The organism is Nostoc sp. FACHB-152 (assembly GCF_014697475.1).
Lineage (GTDB): Bacteria > Cyanobacteriota > Cyanobacteriia > Cyanobacteriales > Nostocaceae > Nostoc_B.
Window position 1 is genome coordinate 1 of sequence record NZ_JACJRV010000082.1, and the last position, 16,605, is coordinate 16,605.

Consider the following 16,605-nt stretch of genomic DNA (forward strand, 5'->3'; position numbering starts at 1 on the left):
GTAAGCTGTTTGGCGTTCTCTATTTTCACTGCTCCTCAAAGTCCTAATCGCAAATTGCCAAACCTCGTATCATACCATAAAACACTTTTGCAAGAGTTCTAGTGAAGCAGTTGTTGGTAGCTTGTACTCATATTTCGATTTCCAGTAATAGGCTAAAAATTTCGACCACGAGATAAATTCTTGAATCTGGTAAACTGATGGTCGAACAAAAGCTTGACCGTGCCAGTAGGGCCATTGCGCTGCTTGCGAATAATTAACTCAGCAATGCCACGATCTGGAGTATCGGGGTTGTACATTTCTTCGCGGTAGAGCATGATCACAACATCACTATCTTGCTCAACAGCACCACTGGAGCGCAAATCGCTGAGTATGGGGCGTTTATCGTTGCGGTGTTCAACTTCACGGCTTAACTGGGAGAGAGCCAAAACTGGAACATCCAAATCTTTGGCGAGTTTCTTTAGCCCTCGGCTGATTTCGGCAACACGTTCGGTCATGTTAGCCCTAGAGTCAGCAGCTTCAGCCATCAGTTGCAGATAATCAACAATCACAAGCCCAACACCACCGTAATGGGATGAAATTCGGCGGACTTGGCTACGGATTTCATTGAGAGAAGGGCAAGATTCGTCGTTGATGAAAATCTGTTGTTCGCTTAATGCAGAGATTGCTTGACTTAAGGGTTGCCACTGACCGTCAGAGACATTCCCAGTTTCCAAAAAATTATTTTCAATCCCAGATTCACTGCTCAAAAATCGCTGTACGTACTCGTCAGTTGACATTTCTAAGCTGAAAACACAGATAGGGAATTGACCTGTTTTAGCAACGTTAAGGGCAAGATTACCAGCCAAAGCGGATTTACCAACCGAAGGACGAGCCGCCAGAACATACAACCGCCCCTTGCGAAAACCACCGCCGAGTATACTGTCCAGGTCATAGAATCCGGTAGACAGCGCAGGTGAGGCAGTGCCAGCATGACGCGCCTCAATTTCAGTAAAAGTGTTAGCTAAGGCATGAGAAATATGAACCAAGTCACTCTTGTTCTGCTCTGATGCAATGCCGTAGACTTTTTGTTCGGCTTCGTCAAGAACATTGGTGAATTCGGCTTCAGTAGCATAGCCCAGTTGAACAATTTCAGTGCCGGCTTTGATCAACTGCCGCCGTTGGTATTTCTCCATCACCAAGTCGGCTAACGCATCAATGTTCACGGCTGTGACCGTGCGATCAACCAGAGTAGCCAGTTTATTACGTCCACCGATACGAAGCAATAAACCATTGTCAGACAACCAGTTGGTGATGCAAAGCAAATCCGTTGGTAATCCTTGGCTGTACAGTCGTTGCGCGGCTTGGTAAATGTCCTTGTGGCCATTGATGTAAAAAGCATCTGATACCAAGCGATCGCTGATTCGGCTCATTGCAGCAGGATCAAGCATGATACCGCCGAGTATTGCTTCTTCAGCCTCAATGCTTTGTGGGGGCAAGCGGTCTTGTTGGGATGTGAAGTTTAGTTCGTGTGTCATAAATCCTCTCGTTTAGAAAGCAGGGGAGGCAGGCGAAGCAGGGGAGGAAAGAGCTTTTTTGAGTGCTGAGTGTTGGGGAAGAATGGATAGTAAATTCTCCCCCTGCTGCACATCTCCCCCTGCCTCCCCTGCTCTCTTTAAGCAGCTTGTGGATGCAGGTAGGCATACATTTGGGGTTGCGTGAGCTTTAACCACTCCAGCCATTTTTCCGTTGCGCCTGGGTGTTGCTGGTCATAACGAGTGCTGAAAGAAGCGATCGCGCTTTCAAGTCCAACTTCATCCATACGGTCTAAAAGTTCGCTAAAGATGGCTTTATGCCAATCCAGAGAATGGTTAGCGAAATATCCGATGGGAGAAAATTCGCAACTTGCTGTACTTGCAGTTGATGGCGTTGTTTGTTTTTCAGCTAGAAATTCGTCCCACAAATCACTAGCTCTCTCGAAGCTATTGCGAATTTCGGCTTTCGCGTCAGAAAGCATTTTCCCTGGTTGATTCTTGTAGCGTTTTTCAAACAGCCATTGTGCAAATTCTTCATTAGGCGTATTCGTCGTTTTCATCCAGGGGTCAGACGCATTGGACTTGAGAGTGCCTTTTACGGGGTTCAATGTTCGATTGTTTAAGAACGGGTCTTGTCGAACTGAATTATTCGGTTGTTCGACTTTATCGAACGGCAGCGGGGTGGTATTTTTTCCACAAGAGAGATTTTCATGTTGATGAGGAGACTCGGATTTGTTTGACAACGAAGTGAGAGATTCGGGAATTAGTTCTTTCTCCTCGTTGTAATTTTTTTCAACTCCCCCCTCTCCCTCTTGGGTTTTAGGATCTTGCGTTAAGGCTCGTGAAGATGGAGAAGTAGTAGTCTCTGAAGTAATCTCTGAAGTAATCTCTGTTTCTATATATATATTTTCACCTTTTCGGAATTTTAAACTTAACCTTTTGGGAATTTTAAATTTAACCTTTTGGGAAATTTCCTTTTTAGGAAATTCACTTTTTGGTAACTTAACATTTTCGGAAATTACCCTTTTGGTAAATTCACTTTTTGGTAAATTACCATTTTCGTCACAACCAGAAGCCGCAAGGGTTTTGACACGTTCGGGAGCGATAACGGGGTTTTGTACAACTTGAGCCAGAGCAGAAAGAAAATTCTCCCAGTCAACGCGGATATGTTTTGTCGGACTATTATCAAATTTGTAGATAGTCGTTCTGATTAAATGCTTGGACTCTAATAACCTGATGGCAGAGTCAAACTGTTTGGGAGTAATGCGGCATTCATTCCACCAATCTAAACGTTTTTTAGCTAACCATTTGTGACCATCACGTTCAATCTTTAACCGGGATTGACCAGAGTCATCAGGTAAATGCCAATAGATGATTTGGCTCAGTAAAATTCCGGCTATTAAGTCACCACCAACAACATCAACATAACAACGTTTGACCTTCAGTGTATCCCTTGAATGTGCTTCCCAAGCTAGAAAACTAGCTTGATTTTTGAAGCAATTTGTCCTAGCTTTTGGAGAGGAAAGTTTTGGTATTTTTAATGCTAAACTCATAGTTAGATTAACCCCGATTACTTGGTTTTCTTCTCCCTCAGTTTGCGCCAAAAAACTGAGGGTTTTGCTTTTGTTTAGAAGTGAAAATTTTCATTATCTAAAGCTTGAGTATTGGTTGTAGGAAACTAATACTATTGGTTTTGCAGGTTTTAAATTTATAACCACAAAGCAATTCACCTTTTTTGATGTATAAGTGAATTGAAGTTTCACTCTTGATAAAATACTCATCTCTTCCCCCCAACGTGCGGTCGAAACGTCAGATTAATTCGTGTAGTTACAAACTTGGTGGTTTTAGGAACTTGGTGTAAATGAGTAGTTTGACAACCAGGAAGCATCACCAACAAACTGCCGTGTTCCAGCCAAAAGCCAGTCGGCTTCCCTCCGATGGCCTTAATTTGGAATTTGCGAACCGAACCCAAGCTAATAGAAGCGATTGCTGGGTCAAGTCCCATCGAAGCCTCGTTATCGTTGTGCCAGCCTATCGAGTCTTGGCCACTCCTGTACTGATTACCAATTACAATTCGGAAGCTGTAGCCAGTAGCAGCAGTAATCCTATCTCGCAGTTGTGCCAGCAATGAAGTCCAGGGCAGGGGTTTGAGTAAAACGCTTTTAGAATACAGGTAGTCACAGCCCTCATCACCATAAATACATTCCAGCCGAGGCACAGGCATAGTTTTACCCAGCATTCTGATTGTGTTTTGCTGCCACTGCAATTCCAAAGCGTGTCGGTAGAGTTCGTCGGCTTCCTGCTTGGTAAGAAAGTCTGGATAATAAGCGACTGGTAAAACGGTGGTAGGTTCATCAAAAAGTGACATCTGTTGCATAAATACTGCCTCATCCGATTTAAACTACTGCGGCAATTTCAGTTGAATCAAACATATTCGCCTCATCTCCCCAACAATCCCAGCCTGCTCTAGAAGAACGTGCGAACATCTCCAGCTTGGTCATATCTGGACACAACTTCTCTACCAGTTCAAAAAACGGTTCTGGTTTCCTGGAATGCTCACGGCGTGGTGCGTGTATGATGGTGGACTCGTTTGTGAGTGTCCGCCCAGCAAAAGCTTTCACATTTCCACGAACAGCCAACGCACAATGTTCAGTGCAATTCCTCAGCCAGTGGCCAGTTCCCAGGTGTGTTTTAGTGCCATCTTTGGTAACTTTTTCCCAAGTTAGGATGGTTTTGAGGTCGAAACCCCAAGTTTGTAAACATTGCGACGCTTCTACCATGTGGTTATTCGTGAACCACAAAAATAAAACGCAGCCAGCGCGATCGCTTAAGTCACCAATAGGCAACGCCAGAATTTCTTCAGTCCGCATTGGTTGGTAGGGAATACGATTGCGATGGGTCTTATCTTGATTGCGGAGGCGATAGAACCAAGGAGGGTCTATAACGATGCACTGGTATTGACCTTGTAGAGTTGAGAGTCTCATGCTGCCTCTTGTGGTTGTTGAACAATCGTTGCGTTCATAGACTCAAATTCAACCTGAAAGATGTTTAAATCAGGAGTCATTTCGCCACTGTTATATAGACCAACAATGTGCTGTCTGATGGTTTCTTCTGTCAGTCCATCTGGTATTTCTAGGTGTGCTTCTTGATAGACTTTTTCTACTACTTGAACTACGACTCTCATAATTTCTCCTAAAACTGAATGCGGCTCAAAGTTTGTAACTGTGCAACAAGTGTACTTAAGAAATCCTGGAGTTCTTCTGTAGCTTCTTCTTGAGTAATTTCTTTCTCAGAAACGTAAAGCCTTGTATTTCCCAGATAAACTTCTACACGAGTGGTATTGATTGCAGGTGAAGTCAGTAGAGTTAAAGCAAATTCCTCGTATTTGCAGAAGAAATACTGGCGGTCATCGCTCAATGGCTGTCCTTGCTGCCAAGTAATAACTTCTTCATCGTCATTACCAGCTAGTTCAAATTCGACTTCTTCAATTGCAACTAACGCCATTGCTACACACGCTTTTTCCGCCGGATGGGTGGAGTCTTGCATTCTATAGTTATCTCTAACTACATAACCTTGAAGTCGGTAAAATGCTTTGGCTAATTTTTCAACGAGTGCATCTGTTTGAAAGAGTCCAAGTTCCATTGTTTAAATTCTTCCCTTCAAAAACTCTATGGTCTTCCGCATTATTTGATTTCAGCTTTGAGCAATAGTCCTTTAGGAGATAACACCCAATATGTATAATCTCCGTTATTAACTTCTTGTACGAATTTCCAAGCTTGAAGCTCTTTAAGAGCATCTAAAAGAAATTCATCAACACCATCACCAGAAAAACTACCGCCCTCAGCAATCATGTCTATAGTGCCTTGCATTTCGGGGTCTGTGAGTGCTTCTTCTGCGGAAGTCAGGATTTCAATAATATCGACATAAACCGTACTGAAAATGCACTTTCTACCATCGGTGGCTATAGCTTGGGTTTGTAAATCAAAGGGAATAATCATAAAATCAAAAACAAGTCGTAAGTTCCAAGTCGCAAGTCGCAAGTGTTAAGAAAAATTGGTTTCAAGCCCCTTATATGGAAAAATAAAAACAATTGTATGGAAACACGCTGTACGACACACAAAGCACCTAACCCAAGCCGCTCCGCTTCCGTCTTCATCCCAAGCCTCCACTTTCGGTATAAGTTATTACTTGCGACTTGCGACTTGTCACTTGCGACTTGAATTGACAATCAAGCCGTAACCACAGCTTTCTTAGAGAATGCCCCCGCTTGCTTGAGTGCTGCCGCCGGACTTGGGTGTGAAAAAAACTCTTCAATTGCTTTGGTTAACCCCGCAACCACGATAGGGTCATGACAGGCATACACATAAACTGGTTGTTGAGTGCCGTTAACTAGTCTGTCTTCTTGGTGATCGCCCAATTGTGGGTAAAACGTGCGAACCCATGTCCCCAAATGTCCCCGATAATGCGAACCACTTAGCGGGACTTTTCTACCCAGTTCACTCTCTGCAAAGTTAACTACCCCAAGCCATCGTTCTTCTGAAGGAGCCAACATCTTGCGGTTATGTTCAGCCAAAAGATTCCCGGCGTAGTCCTTAAACTGTTGTTCCATGTACGGGTTGAGTCGTCCACCAGTCAACTCGGCTAAAGTCTTCATCGCCAGGACAAGAGTATGCAATCGCTGTTCAACTGGGGGAATTGCTGGTGCGGGGGGTTGTTGGGGTTGAGTTGTGGGTTTCGTCCAGCCGATGATGTCTTGCATCCAGGCACGAACACCGATGGTTTTGAATGTTCGGCAGATTGCCTTTGCTTGTTTTGTACAGTAGCGGCCTGCTTCGTAAGCGTAGTAGTCAAGGATGATAGCGATCGCTATGTCTGGGATACCATTTGTTTTCCACTCTTTTAGGTTCGCCGCATCAAAGCCTTGCTCCATAAGCATTAGGGCTAGTTTCGATGGTTCCAGGTTCGCGCTTTCTAAGGCTTTACCAATAGCTTTGTCGCTAACACCAGCTAATCGAGCAGTAGCTTTCATGCTGGCTTTACCTCGCCCCAAAGCATCAACAGTAATCTCTTGCTTTATCTGGTCAATGATTTGAGCGATTTCGATTTGTGACATAATCGTTGCTCCGGGTTGAAAAATACTTAAACATGAACTCGAATCAAATCTTGTTCGCCCACCAACGGAAAACGAGCAGGTGCAGCCAGTGGTTGAACCAAAGCCGGGGACATTAGCTCGACAACATAAAACCAAGCGTTATTCACCAGCACAATCCCCAGAATCAAACGTTGTTTCGTGGCATGACTGTCAAAGCGAAGCATGACGCGATCGCCAAGCACAAAGGCAGGTTTTCTCAAATAGGTGGACTGAACCCGTCCAGTACCGATGATTTCGTGTTTGGTGAAATACGTGATTGAGCGATGTCTAACGACAAGCCGCGAAGCGTCTACGCAGTTGATCGCATAAACCCATTCGTCTTCCTGCCACAACACCCCGCAGCAGTAGCCAAATGTTCCAGAATCGGTGAGGTAGACTTTCTCAGACAGATTGACTTCCAGCAAGGGCATAGGTTGACCCCAAGGCGGCGACAGATACCAGCATTTTTCAAGGGTAGCGATTGCACAAGTCATAGTATTTACCCAACCAAAGTTTTAATTGCGAGATGATCTAATGAGGCAATGAGATTTTTGATTCTTGAGGGAGGCTTTTTGAGAAATCGTTTCAAATCCTGACTTTTAATTTGGTATTGCGTGGTAGAGCGTTGTATCCCCCGAAGCCAACCGCGCTTGACCCATGCAACAACCGTCGAGGAATCCACACAAAGGGTTTTGGCGATTTGATTGCAGCTGTAGTTGTCCAGAGTTGTGCGGGTGGAATAGCCTAAGCGGTGAAGTTTTTTATTAATCCCCTCGGTTGTACGTCGATAACCGTGTTTTTTGAGCCGACGCGCAATTTGTTTAAGGGTGAAAGCTTCGGACATTTCTTCAAGGATGTCTATCTCTTCTCTCTCCCATTTGCGCCATTTGGTTTTCATGGTTAGCTTTGTTGATGAGTGAAGGAATTGGTGAGGCATGGGGACAGAATTACTGAGGTTTGCCCCAAGTGCAGATGGTTATATTTGAGACTGGTAAGCCAGATAAAGTAGTGGGCATCAAAGCCCACTCTTTCCCCTTACACCGCCACTAACTCTGCTATCTCAAACAACCCCTGCAATTCCCCCGGCGACAGTTGCTCCAACGGATGGTATTGCAAGTATTCGTTAGTGCTTGGTAAACCATCCGGTATTTGAAGTAGCCAAACGGCATCCTCAACAGAATCGCAAAAGGTTCGCTTCTGGTTGACTCGTGCAAACCACCAGAGGCCATCTGTACAGCCGACTTCGCCCAGCTTCTCTCCATCGCTGGTATAAATCCCGTCATCCAGCAGTTCCAAACCATATTTGTCGCATTCAGTGGCTATCTGCACCATGATTTCGTTTCCGGTGGTGCATGGTTCTTCAAACTGTACTTGTACTAGTAATGTGCCTTGCTGATACTGCTGTTTAACGTAGCTGTGACATCGAGCAGGTGTAATGTCTCGAAAAATCTCAACGTCGTTTACAAGCACACACCAGTACAAATTTTGGTAGTTGTTCTGGTCAAAACTAACGCTGGCCACCAGTTGACCGTCAACAGAAACTTCTTGGTCGTAGAAAGAGATTTCGGTAATTGTTGGGGCTTCTGGGTAATCGTTTGGTGCGGGTAAGGGTAATGGGAGTGTGCCGTCTTTGTAGTGCCAGTGGATGAAGCGTTGGCATCGAGCTTGGGTGGTGTGGCGGAAGATTTCGTTGCCACTAATCATCACTACCCAAGGCTGGGTGACGAATTCGCTGCTGTCGTAGCTGATGTACGCGATTAGCTGTTTACCAGCAAAAATCTCAAAATGGTGGGGGTTGATTTCTTTGATTGCTAATTCTTCTGGTGCGATCGCCTGGGCTTGGTCTGCGATGTACTGCTCGAACTCGCTTTGGGCTATGTCCTGCTCGTCAACTTTCTGGAGTTTGCTTGCTTGGTATCGGGCGATCGCACTCCTCCACGAATCCTTGCAGCGTCTGTCGTTTACTTCGAGTGTGCAGCCGATTTCGCTGTAGATGCGCTTTAGCTGCGGGAGGGATTTGCAGCGTAGCTGTTGATGTGTGTATGTAACGTGGGTCATAATGAGTAGGTTCTTAAATAGGACTAGAGAAGCGCTTCAGATTACCAGTCCAGGCGCTTTCTCTATGTTTATTAAATCAAGTTCACTTGTAGTTGTCAAGTTGGCTTGTAGTTCTTTCTTGTAGTAGAATCTTGTATAGATGAGTTCGGAGCATCCATTTATGAAGCTGAGAGAGTCTTTGGGTTTAACCCAGAGGCAAATTGCTGAAGCTGTGGGGGTCACAGATCAGACTGTTTCCAACTGGGAACGAGGAGTTTATTTGCCGCGATTAACTCCTATGCAGACAGCAAAATTATGTAAAATTACACGACTGTCTATTGAAGAGCTTGCACAAGTGTTTGAGAAGTAAACCGAAATGTTTATTAGTGAAACTGTTGATTTATTAGCTTTTTCATCATTTGTGTTAAAGCAGTGATCGCCAAAACTTCTTAACTAGTAACTTATAACTGCTTACCCTAACTTTGAGTGGAGAGATGGTAAAGCAGTTAAAGTGCTTGTTTTTAGCATCGTGTATAGCAAGTTGGCGGTTAGATATCACACTCAAAATTTAGCTGTGATGGTTTTTGAGCAAGCACTATATTAATTAGGAGAGGTGGATTTATGAACACCCCACCCCGTAAACGTAATAAAGCCACCATCTCCGCATCAACCAACCCAGAATCTCCCAACTCAGACATCGCATCTTTAGAAGATCCCGCTTCAGCAACCATTGACGTTTCTGCTGTTGAAGTTCCTGAATTGACCGAGGATGAATAACGCAATCGCTTGCACCTTGAGCAAAAAGTGGAAAGGGCGTTTTTTGAAGCGGGGAAGGCGTTGGCAGAATTGCGCGATTGTCGATTGTATCGTTCCACTCACCGCACATTTGAGGAATACTGCCGGGATAGGTTTGGGCATAGTCGCCAACAGTCAAATTATCTGATTGCAGCAGCTGGTGTTTACGAAAATCTGACAACCAATGGTTGTCAAAATGTAGCGGATAAAAATTTGACAACCAATGGTTGTCAAATTCTGCCGACGAGTGAACGACAAGTTAGACCCTTGGTTCCTTTGACATTAAATTTTTATTGCATCAAATTTATTATTAATTACCAAACATCAAGTAATTATTCTCCCAATGAGAATTGCTGTATAGTTTGAGGTATGCCAGATTATCCTTTCAAAAGTTGGTTTATGATTGCTCTACCTGGTATTGCCATCCAAAACAAGATATATGAAAGTGATAATTCTCTAGTTTATCGGGGCATCAGAGCCGATGGAGTAGGGATCGTTGTAAAAATGCTAAAGCTTGATTATCCCTCACCTCAAGAATTAACTCGCTACAGACAGGAATATAAAATTACCAGCTCCCTAAATTTAGCAGGAGTTATCAAAGTATATAACCAACAAGACTATCAACGCACTTTAGTAATTCTATTAGAAGATTTTGGGGGAGAGTCCTTAGAGCAATGGATACACAAGCGTCCAGATATTTTCTGCCCGATACCTTTATCGACTTTTCTAAATCTAGCTATCACTGTTTGCGACATTCTGGGCAGAATCCATGTAGCCAATGTCATTCATAAAGATATCAATCCTGGAAACATAGTCCTCAATCTCGATACTGGCGTTGTCAAAATTATTGACTTTGGAATTTCTACCCAATTTAATCGCACGAATCCGACGTTCAAAAGTCCTCATGTGTTGGAAGGAACACTTGCATACCTATCTCCAGAGCAAACCGGACGGATGAACTGTTTACTTGATTACCGCACCGATTTTTACTCGCTGGGTGTAACGCTTTACGAACTGCTCACCGGACAACTACCATTTCCCACCACAGACGTGCTGGAGCTAGTCCATTGTCATATTGCCAAACATCCTATTCCGCCTGATGAAATAAATACAACGATTCCCAAGGCAGTTTCAGATATCATTCTCAAACTGATGGCGAAAAATGCCGAAGATCGCTATCAAAGTGCTTGGGGAATCAAAGCGGATTTAGAAATCTGTGTTCAACAATTAGAAGAAATCGGTCAAATCTCTAGCATTCAACTGGGGCTTCAAGACGCTTCGGATCAGTTTCAAATTCCCCAAAAACTGTATGGACGGGACAAGGAAGTTGCAATTTTACTGGCAGCATTTAATCGCGTAGCGTGTCCAGATTCAAATCGCGTCGCTGCTTTACCAAATAATTCGGAAACAACTTTGCAAAGGGAACAAGCGGGCAATCCAAAATTTCAAGTCGAAATGATGTTAGTCGCTGGCTATGCTGGAATTGGGAAATCTGCGTTAGTGCAGGAAATCTATAAACCAATTACCCAAAAGCGTGGTTATTTTATCTCTGGTAAATTTGATCAGTTTCAGCGCAATATTCCCTACAGTGCGATCGCAGTTGCTCTGCAAAAATTGGTGCAGCAATTGCTGAGTGAACCAGATGAGAACGTGCAACAATGGCGAGCGCACCTTCTAACGGCTCTAGGAAGCAACGGACAAATCATCATTGATGTGATCCCCGAAGTTGAATTAATTATCGGCAAGCAGCCGCCTGTACCGTCCGTTGGAGCAACTGAAGCTCAAAATCGCTTTCATCGAATCTTTGGGCAGTTTGTGCGGGTGTTTTGTTCAGAATCACATCCCTTAGTGATATTCTTAGATGATTTGCAATGGATAGACTCAGCAACGCTGAATTTAGTTGAGTTGATGCTACTGGATGAGCAAGCCCAATCACTATTTTTGATTGGGGCTTATCGAGATAATGAAGTGAAGCCAACGCATCCATTAGCATTAATGCTTGAGAGACTACGAAAACAAGGAGTAGTAATTCAGGAAATTACCCTAACACCCTTAACGCTGGAGGCGTTGAATCAGTTGATTGCCGAGACGCTGCATCGGGATGCAGACATGGTTCGTCCCTTAGCTGAGTTAGTTTTGAGTAAAACTGAGGGCAATCCATTCTTTGTCAATGAATTTTTGAGAATGCTATATAGCGAGAATCTGCTGACATTTGATGCTGAACACTTCTGCTGGCAATGGAACATAGCTGATATTCAAGCCCAGGATATTACTGATAATGTTGTGGAGTTAATGCTTCTCAAGTTGAAGAAACTGCCAGAGAATACACAGCAAATTCTCCGGCTAGCTGCTTGTATTGGTGCTGAATTTAATTTAGATACTCTATCGATTGTTTGTGATCAACCACCTGAAACGGTTTTTCAAGATTTACTAGCAGCCATACAAGTTGGATTAATTCAACCACTATCTGAATTAGATGAAAACTTGTTAATTCAAGAGTATAAGTTCTTGCACGATCGCGTTCAGCAAGCAGCTTACGATCTAACTGATGAGTCAAATAAACAAATAGTTCATCTTCAAATTGGTCGCAATTTGCTTAAAGAAGTATTAGCAGTTCGTCTATCAGATAGACTGTTTGAAATTGTGGATCATCTCAATCATGGAATTGAACTAATTACTAATCAAACAGAACGAGATGAAATTGCCAAATTGAACTTGATAGCAGGGCAAAAAGCAAAGGGAACGATCGCTTATAGTACGGCAAGAAACTATTTAGCTATCGGTAGACAATGGCTAGAAGCCGCTACTTGGCAAACAAATTATGAGTTGACCTTAGCGTTATACGTAGAGACAACAGAAGTCGCATTTCTGTGCGGCAATTTTGAAGATGTAGAAAGATGGGCAGCAATCATTCTGCAACGTGTTAAAACAGTTCTTGATAGCGTAACAGTTTACAGAGTCAAAATTCAGGCTGACATCGCGCAAAACCAACCTCTGCAAGCAGTCGATACGGGATTGCAGATTTTACAACAATTGGGAATCATTTTCCCTAAACAGCCAAGTCACCCGGATGTTTGTATTGAGTTAGATATAATCACATCCCTCTTGGATGAAAAAACAATTGAGGATTTGATTCATTTGCCTAACATGGTTGAGCCAGAAAAGTTGGCAGCTATGCAAATCCTATCAGACATCACGACCGCAGCTAAATTTGCTGCTCCCAACTTACTGCTACCAATCACATCTAAACAAGTCAATTTGTCAATCTTATATGGTAATGCGTCTGTTTCGCCTTTCTCCTATGCCATTTTTGGATTAATTCTTTGTGGTTTGGTTGGAGACATCGAGTCTGGTTATCAGTTTGGACAGCTTTCTCTTAGGCTGTTATCACAACAGAATACTCATTCACTCAAAGCCAGAACATTGTTCACGGCACATGAACACGTCCTGCACTGGAAAGAGCATATTAAAGAATCACTGGAGCCATTGCTAAAAGCCTATCAAATTGGACTGGAAACTGGGGATTTAGAATTCGCAGCTTATTGCGCGCATTGCTATTGTTTTCAGCTCTATGTTGTTGGGAAAGAACTCGTAGAGGTTGAATACGCTATGACAACCTACAATGAAGCGATTAGTCGAATCAAACAGAAAACAGCACTAACCTGGAATCAAACGTTTCAGCAGGCGGTCGCAAACTTGATGGGATATTCGGTTAGTCCAATCCATCTAATTGGTCAATTTTACAATGAAAAGGACGGATTACAAAAACATGAAGTAGCAAATGATGGAACAGCAATCTTTGATGCTTATTTTAATAAACTTTATCTGTGCTATCTCTTTTCTGAGTATGCTCAGGCAATTGAAAACTCAGATGTAGCAGAACCTTATTTCATCCCAATTATGGGTACACCGCTTGCTCCTTTATACTATTTCTATGATGCGTTAGCAAGGTTGGCTATATATCCTGAAAGCAGCACCGAAGTACAGGCAGAAATCTTCAAAAAAGTTACGGCAAAGCAAGAGGCAATGAAACGCTGGGCATATTATGCGCCAATGAATTATTTGCACAAGTATCATTTAGTTGAGGCAGAAACTGCACGAGTTTTGGGCCAGTTGCTTGAGGCAGAAGAATTTTATGAGCAAGCAATTCAGGGAGCAAAGGAAAATGAATATATCCAAGAAGAAGCATTAGCTTATGAGTTAGCTGCCAAATTTTATCTGGCGCGTGGTCGAGAAAAGTTTGCCCAGCTCTACATGAAAGAAGCTCACTACTGCTATCAACGCTGGGGAGCAACGGCAAAGGTCAACGATTTAGAGACTCGTTATCCACAGTTTTTCCCTAACTCATTGGGTATAGCTAACACACCAATTCCCACCACTAATAGGACTACCTTGAATACTTCATCTATTGCTTTCGATTTAGCAACGGTAATGAAGACATCTCAAGCGATTTCGAGTGAAATTGAACTGGAGAGGTTACTCCATTCCTTAATGCAGATATTAATTGAGAATGCTGGGGCGCAAATGGGATGCTTGCTTTTGGAAAATGCAGGCGAATGGAAAATCGAGGCTGCTTGTGAACTCAATGAGCGTGAGCAGGTTTGTACTACACGAGTAATGCGATCAATGCCAATGGCAGATCTCCTACCCAAATCAATCATTCAGTATGCGATTAGAACGCATGAATCAGTCATTTTAAATAATGCAACTTGTGAAGGTAATTTTATCAGTGAACCATACATTCAACGCCACCAAACCCAATCTATCCTTTGCTTGCCACTATTAAACCAAAGTAAGCTCGTCGGTGTGTTGTATCTAGAAAATAAATTGGCATCTGGGGCATTTACACCGGAGCGATCGCAAATTCTCAGCCTACTTTCTACGCAGGCAGCGATTGCAATTGAAAATGCCAAACTCTATGCAAAGCTTCGGGCAAGCGAAAGCAGGATGACTCAATTTCTAGAAGCAGTTCCGGTGGGCATTGGCATCGTCAATGCAGAGGGTCGCCCTTATTACGCCAATCAACGAGGCATTCAACTCATGGGTAAAGGGATTGATCCTTCTGTGCCGCCGGAGCAAATCTCAGAAGCTTATCAATTTTATGTGACGGGAACGGATCGAATTTATCCCACTGAAAAACTGCCAGTTATCCGGGCGTTGAGCGGCGAATGCACCACCGTTGATGACATGGAAATTCGCCAAAATAACGCAACAATTCCAGTTGAGGTTTGGGGTACTCCAGTCTTTGACGAACAGGGCAAGGTAGTTTATGCGATTGTAGCTTTTCAAGATATCACCGAGCGTAAACAAACCCAGAAACTTCTAGCCGACTACAACCAAACCTTAGAACAGCAAATTGCTGAGAGGACTTTGCTCCTTTGGCAGGAGATTGAAGAGCGCCAACGAGTAGAGAATGCCTTGCGACAAAGTGAAGAGCAACGCAGGCTGACGATGGATCTCACGCACATCGGTAGTGGCAACTGGAATATCACAGAGAACAAAGTAGATTGGAACGACAATTTTGCTCGATTGCTGGGGTTAGTTCCTAGTGAGGTTGAGAGCAGCTACCAGGCATGGCGCGATCGCGTTCATCCAGAAGATGTTCATCGGGTTGAACAAGCTATCATAACATCTCTAGCAACTCATACTGATTTTGAAGCTGAATATCGAGTTATTCATCCAGATGGCAGTATTCACTGGCTGGTAGGTCGAGGTCGAGGCATTTATAACGCGGACGGACAGCCTGTGCAGATGCTAGGAATAATTCTTGACATTACCGAACAGCGAAATGCTGCACTGCGCGAACGCAAACGATCTGAACAAGCATCTATTCTGGAAGAACGCAACCGAATGGCGCGAGAAATTCATGATACACTAGCTCAATCCTTCACGGGTATTTTACTTCAGGTTAGAGCAGCAACACAAGTGTTGGCGGACGACCTAGAAGCAACTCAAGCACATCTAGAAATGATTGAGGAACTAGCACGCGCTGGGCTGGCTGGGGCACGGCGATCGGTATCAGCACTCCGTCCGCGGCTACTAGAAGAAGGTAATTTAGAGAGTGCCCTGCATCGTATAGTAGCTCAAATGCGCTCAACGACCGACACAGCTGTGATTTGCGAAACTCAGGGTACAGCCTATTCCCTAGCAACCGAAGTGGAGAATAACTTACTCAGAATTGGTCAGGAAGCATTAACTAATGCGATTAAATACGCTTATGCTAAGGAAATTCTGGTTGAGTTGGTGTACAACGAGACACAGTGTATCTTACGGGTTAAAGACGATGGCAGGGGCTTTGGAGTAGGTAGCATTCCTTTGAGCGGTGGGTTTGGCTTATTAGGAATGAGTGAACGGGCAGAGCGCATTGGCGCACAACTAACAATTCAAAGCCAACCAGGTCAAGGAACAGAAATTATTGTCACTATCAACCCTGAGTGAGAATTACAATGAGCCAATCCACTACGATTCGGGTGCTGATTGTTGACGACCATGCCATTGTCAGAAAGGGTCTAGCAACCATCATTGACCGCGATCCAGAAATGACAGTGATCGCTCAAGCTGAAGATGGGCAGCAGGCGATCGCCGCGTTTCGAGAATACCAACCTGATGTCACATTAATGGATTTACGAATGCCCAAAATGGGAGGCGTTGAAGCCATTATGGCGATTTGTTCTGAATTTAAGCAGGCTCGGATCGCGGTACTCACAACCTACGATGGTGATGAAGATATCTATCGCGGTTTACAGGCGGGTGCTCAAGGCTATTTGCTTAAAGATTCTCAACTTGGCGAACTTTTGAATGCGATTCGCGCCATTCATAATGGTCAGAAATACATTCCCCCAGAAGTAGGTGCAAAATTATTGCAGCGAATGAGCAATCCAGAACTGAGCGAACGAGAGTTGGAAGTGCTGCGTTTGATGGCACAAGGAATGGGTAATCAGGAAATTGGGACTACTTTGAGTATTGGTGAAAGTACCGTCAAATCCCATGTAAATCACATTTTGAGCAAACTGGGCGTGAGCGATCGCACACAAGCTGTAATTACTGCTGTTAAGCGTGGAATTGTTAATTTGTAAGTTGTATTAAAGTTGGAATTTGGACACCAACTTTAGTTGGAGACAATCTTCCACT

At 43.7% G+C, this 16,605-nt stretch carries 16 protein-coding genes; 5 read left to right on the forward strand and 11 right to left on the reverse strand.

Features of this window, described 5'->3' with window-relative positions:
* Nucleotides 1-152: 152 nt before the first annotated feature.
* The 11 genes from dnaB to H6G76_RS30545 form a co-directional block, all read right to left on the reverse strand.
* On the reverse strand, nucleotides 153-1,514 hold the full coding sequence (dnaB, locus tag H6G76_RS30495; protein WP_190709335.1) for a replicative DNA helicase: 1,362 nt from the start codon (nucleotides 1,512-1,514) through the stop codon (nucleotides 153-155).
* Between the two features lie 137 nt (nucleotides 1,515-1,651).
* Nucleotides 1,652-3,064: a hypothetical protein gene (locus H6G76_RS30500; RefSeq protein ID WP_190709337.1), complete on the reverse strand. Its 1,413-nt coding sequence runs from the start codon at nucleotides 3,062-3,064 to the stop codon at nucleotides 1,652-1,654.
* 224 nt (nucleotides 3,065-3,288) lie between these two features.
* Nucleotides 3,289-3,888, reverse strand: coding sequence for an alpha-ketoglutarate-dependent dioxygenase AlkB (locus tag H6G76_RS30505; RefSeq protein ID WP_190709339.1), 600 nt, complete (start codon nucleotides 3,886-3,888; stop codon nucleotides 3,289-3,291).
* 19 nt (nucleotides 3,889-3,907) lie between these two features.
* Nucleotides 3,908-4,495: an MT-A70 family methyltransferase gene (locus H6G76_RS30510; RefSeq protein ID WP_190709341.1), complete on the reverse strand. Its 588-nt coding sequence runs from the start codon at nucleotides 4,493-4,495 to the stop codon at nucleotides 3,908-3,910.
* Complete coding sequence (locus tag H6G76_RS30515; protein WP_190709343.1) at nucleotides 4,492-4,695, reverse strand: hypothetical protein; 204 nt, start codon at nucleotides 4,693-4,695, stop codon at nucleotides 4,492-4,494. The genes H6G76_RS30510 and H6G76_RS30515 overlap by 4 nt, the downstream gene beginning before the upstream one ends.
* Before the next feature lie 8 nt (nucleotides 4,696-4,703).
* Nucleotides 4,704-5,153 carry a hypothetical protein gene (locus H6G76_RS30520; protein ID WP_190709345.1) on the reverse strand — a complete coding sequence of 150 codons (450 nt, stop codon included), beginning with the start codon at nucleotides 5,151-5,153 and terminating at the stop codon, nucleotides 4,704-4,706.
* 41 nt (nucleotides 5,154-5,194) lie between these two features.
* Nucleotides 5,195-5,509: a hypothetical protein gene (locus tag H6G76_RS30525; RefSeq protein ID WP_190709347.1), complete on the reverse strand. Its 315-nt coding sequence runs from the start codon at nucleotides 5,507-5,509 to the stop codon at nucleotides 5,195-5,197.
* A 230-nt stretch (nucleotides 5,510-5,739) separates the two neighbouring features.
* Nucleotides 5,740-6,624, reverse strand: a complete 885-nt coding sequence (locus H6G76_RS30530) for a hypothetical protein (protein ID WP_190709349.1) — start codon at nucleotides 6,622-6,624, stop codon at nucleotides 5,740-5,742.
* Between the two features lie 26 nt (nucleotides 6,625-6,650).
* The gene (locus tag H6G76_RS30535) at nucleotides 6,651-7,136 is read right to left on the reverse strand and encodes a DUF1392 family protein (RefSeq protein ID WP_190709351.1); all 486 of its coding nucleotides are present in this window, start codon (nucleotides 7,134-7,136) and stop codon (nucleotides 6,651-6,653) included.
* A gap of 5 nt (nucleotides 7,137-7,141) precedes the next feature.
* The gene (locus tag H6G76_RS30540) at nucleotides 7,142-7,540 is read right to left on the reverse strand and encodes a hypothetical protein (protein WP_190709353.1); all 399 of its coding nucleotides are present in this window, start codon (nucleotides 7,538-7,540) and stop codon (nucleotides 7,142-7,144) included.
* 137 nt (nucleotides 7,541-7,677) lie between these two features.
* Nucleotides 7,678-8,700: a hypothetical protein gene (locus H6G76_RS30545; protein ID WP_190709355.1), complete on the reverse strand. Its 1,023-nt coding sequence runs from the start codon at nucleotides 8,698-8,700 to the stop codon at nucleotides 7,678-7,680.
* A 160-nt stretch (nucleotides 8,701-8,860) separates the two neighbouring features.
* On the opposite strand from H6G76_RS30545, the gene H6G76_RS30550 reads away from it, so the two are divergent.
* From H6G76_RS30550 to H6G76_RS30570, 5 genes are all read left to right on the forward strand, one after another.
* Nucleotides 8,861-9,049, forward strand: coding sequence for a helix-turn-helix transcriptional regulator (locus H6G76_RS30550; protein WP_242056587.1), 189 nt, complete (start codon nucleotides 8,861-8,863; stop codon nucleotides 9,047-9,049).
* Nucleotides 9,050-9,300: 251 nt separating this feature from the next.
* Nucleotides 9,301-9,456: a hypothetical protein gene (locus tag H6G76_RS38155; RefSeq protein ID WP_190709357.1), complete on the forward strand. Its 156-nt coding sequence runs from the start codon at nucleotides 9,301-9,303 to the stop codon at nucleotides 9,454-9,456.
* 27 nt (nucleotides 9,457-9,483) lie between these two features.
* Nucleotides 9,484-9,840, forward strand: coding sequence for a hypothetical protein (locus H6G76_RS38160; protein WP_190709360.1), 357 nt, complete (start codon nucleotides 9,484-9,486; stop codon nucleotides 9,838-9,840).
* Between the two features lie 33 nt (nucleotides 9,841-9,873).
* Nucleotides 9,874-15,912 carry an AAA family ATPase gene (locus H6G76_RS30565; RefSeq protein ID WP_190709361.1) on the forward strand — a complete coding sequence of 2,013 codons (6,039 nt, stop codon included), beginning with the start codon at nucleotides 9,874-9,876 and terminating at the stop codon, nucleotides 15,910-15,912.
* 8 nt (nucleotides 15,913-15,920) lie between these two features.
* A complete protein-coding gene (locus tag H6G76_RS30570; protein WP_190709363.1) occupies nucleotides 15,921-16,550 on the forward strand; it encodes a response regulator transcription factor in 630 nt (209 codons plus the stop codon).
* Nucleotides 16,551-16,605: the final 55 nt, after the last annotated feature.

Bases quoted from the DNA above. Each gene is read 5' to 3' on its own strand.
- H6G76_RS30505 (WP_190709339.1), bottom strand. From the start codon at position 3,888: ATGCAACAGATGTCACTTTTTGATGAACCTACCACCGTTTTACCAGTC.
- H6G76_RS38155 (WP_190709357.1), top strand. From the start codon at position 9,301: ATGAACACCCCACCCCGTAAACGTAATAAAGCCACCATCTCCGCATCA.
- H6G76_RS30565 (WP_190709361.1), top strand. From the start codon at position 9,874: ATGATTGCTCTACCTGGTATTGCCATCCAAAACAAGATATATGAAAGT.
- H6G76_RS30535 (WP_190709351.1), bottom strand. From the start codon at position 7,136: ATGACTTGTGCAATCGCTACCCTTGAAAAATGCTGGTATCTGTCGCCG.
- H6G76_RS30510 (WP_190709341.1), bottom strand. From the start codon at position 4,495: ATGAGACTCTCAACTCTACAAGGTCAATACCAGTGCATCGTTATAGAC.
- H6G76_RS30545 (WP_190709355.1), bottom strand. From the start codon at position 8,700: ATGACCCACGTTACATACACACATCAACAGCTACGCTGCAAATCCCTC.
- dnaB (WP_190709335.1), bottom strand. From the start codon at position 1,514: ATGACACACGAACTAAACTTCACATCCCAACAAGACCGCTTGCCCCCA.
- H6G76_RS30515 (WP_190709343.1), bottom strand. From the start codon at position 4,695: ATGAGAGTCGTAGTTCAAGTAGTAGAAAAAGTCTATCAAGAAGCACAC.
- H6G76_RS30570 (WP_190709363.1), top strand. From the start codon at position 15,921: ATGAGCCAATCCACTACGATTCGGGTGCTGATTGTTGACGACCATGCC.
- H6G76_RS30520 (WP_190709345.1), bottom strand. From the start codon at position 5,153: ATGGAACTTGGACTCTTTCAAACAGATGCACTCGTTGAAAAATTAGCC.
- H6G76_RS30540 (WP_190709353.1), bottom strand. From the start codon at position 7,540: ATGAAAACCAAATGGCGCAAATGGGAGAGAGAAGAGATAGACATCCTT.
- H6G76_RS30525 (WP_190709347.1), bottom strand. From the start codon at position 5,509: ATGATTATTCCCTTTGATTTACAAACCCAAGCTATAGCCACCGATGGT.
- H6G76_RS30550 (WP_242056587.1), top strand. From the start codon at position 8,861: ATGAAGCTGAGAGAGTCTTTGGGTTTAACCCAGAGGCAAATTGCTGAA.
- H6G76_RS30500 (WP_190709337.1), bottom strand. From the start codon at position 3,064: ATGAGTTTAGCATTAAAAATACCAAAACTTTCCTCTCCAAAAGCTAGG.
- H6G76_RS30530 (WP_190709349.1), bottom strand. From the start codon at position 6,624: ATGTCACAAATCGAAATCGCTCAAATCATTGACCAGATAAAGCAAGAG.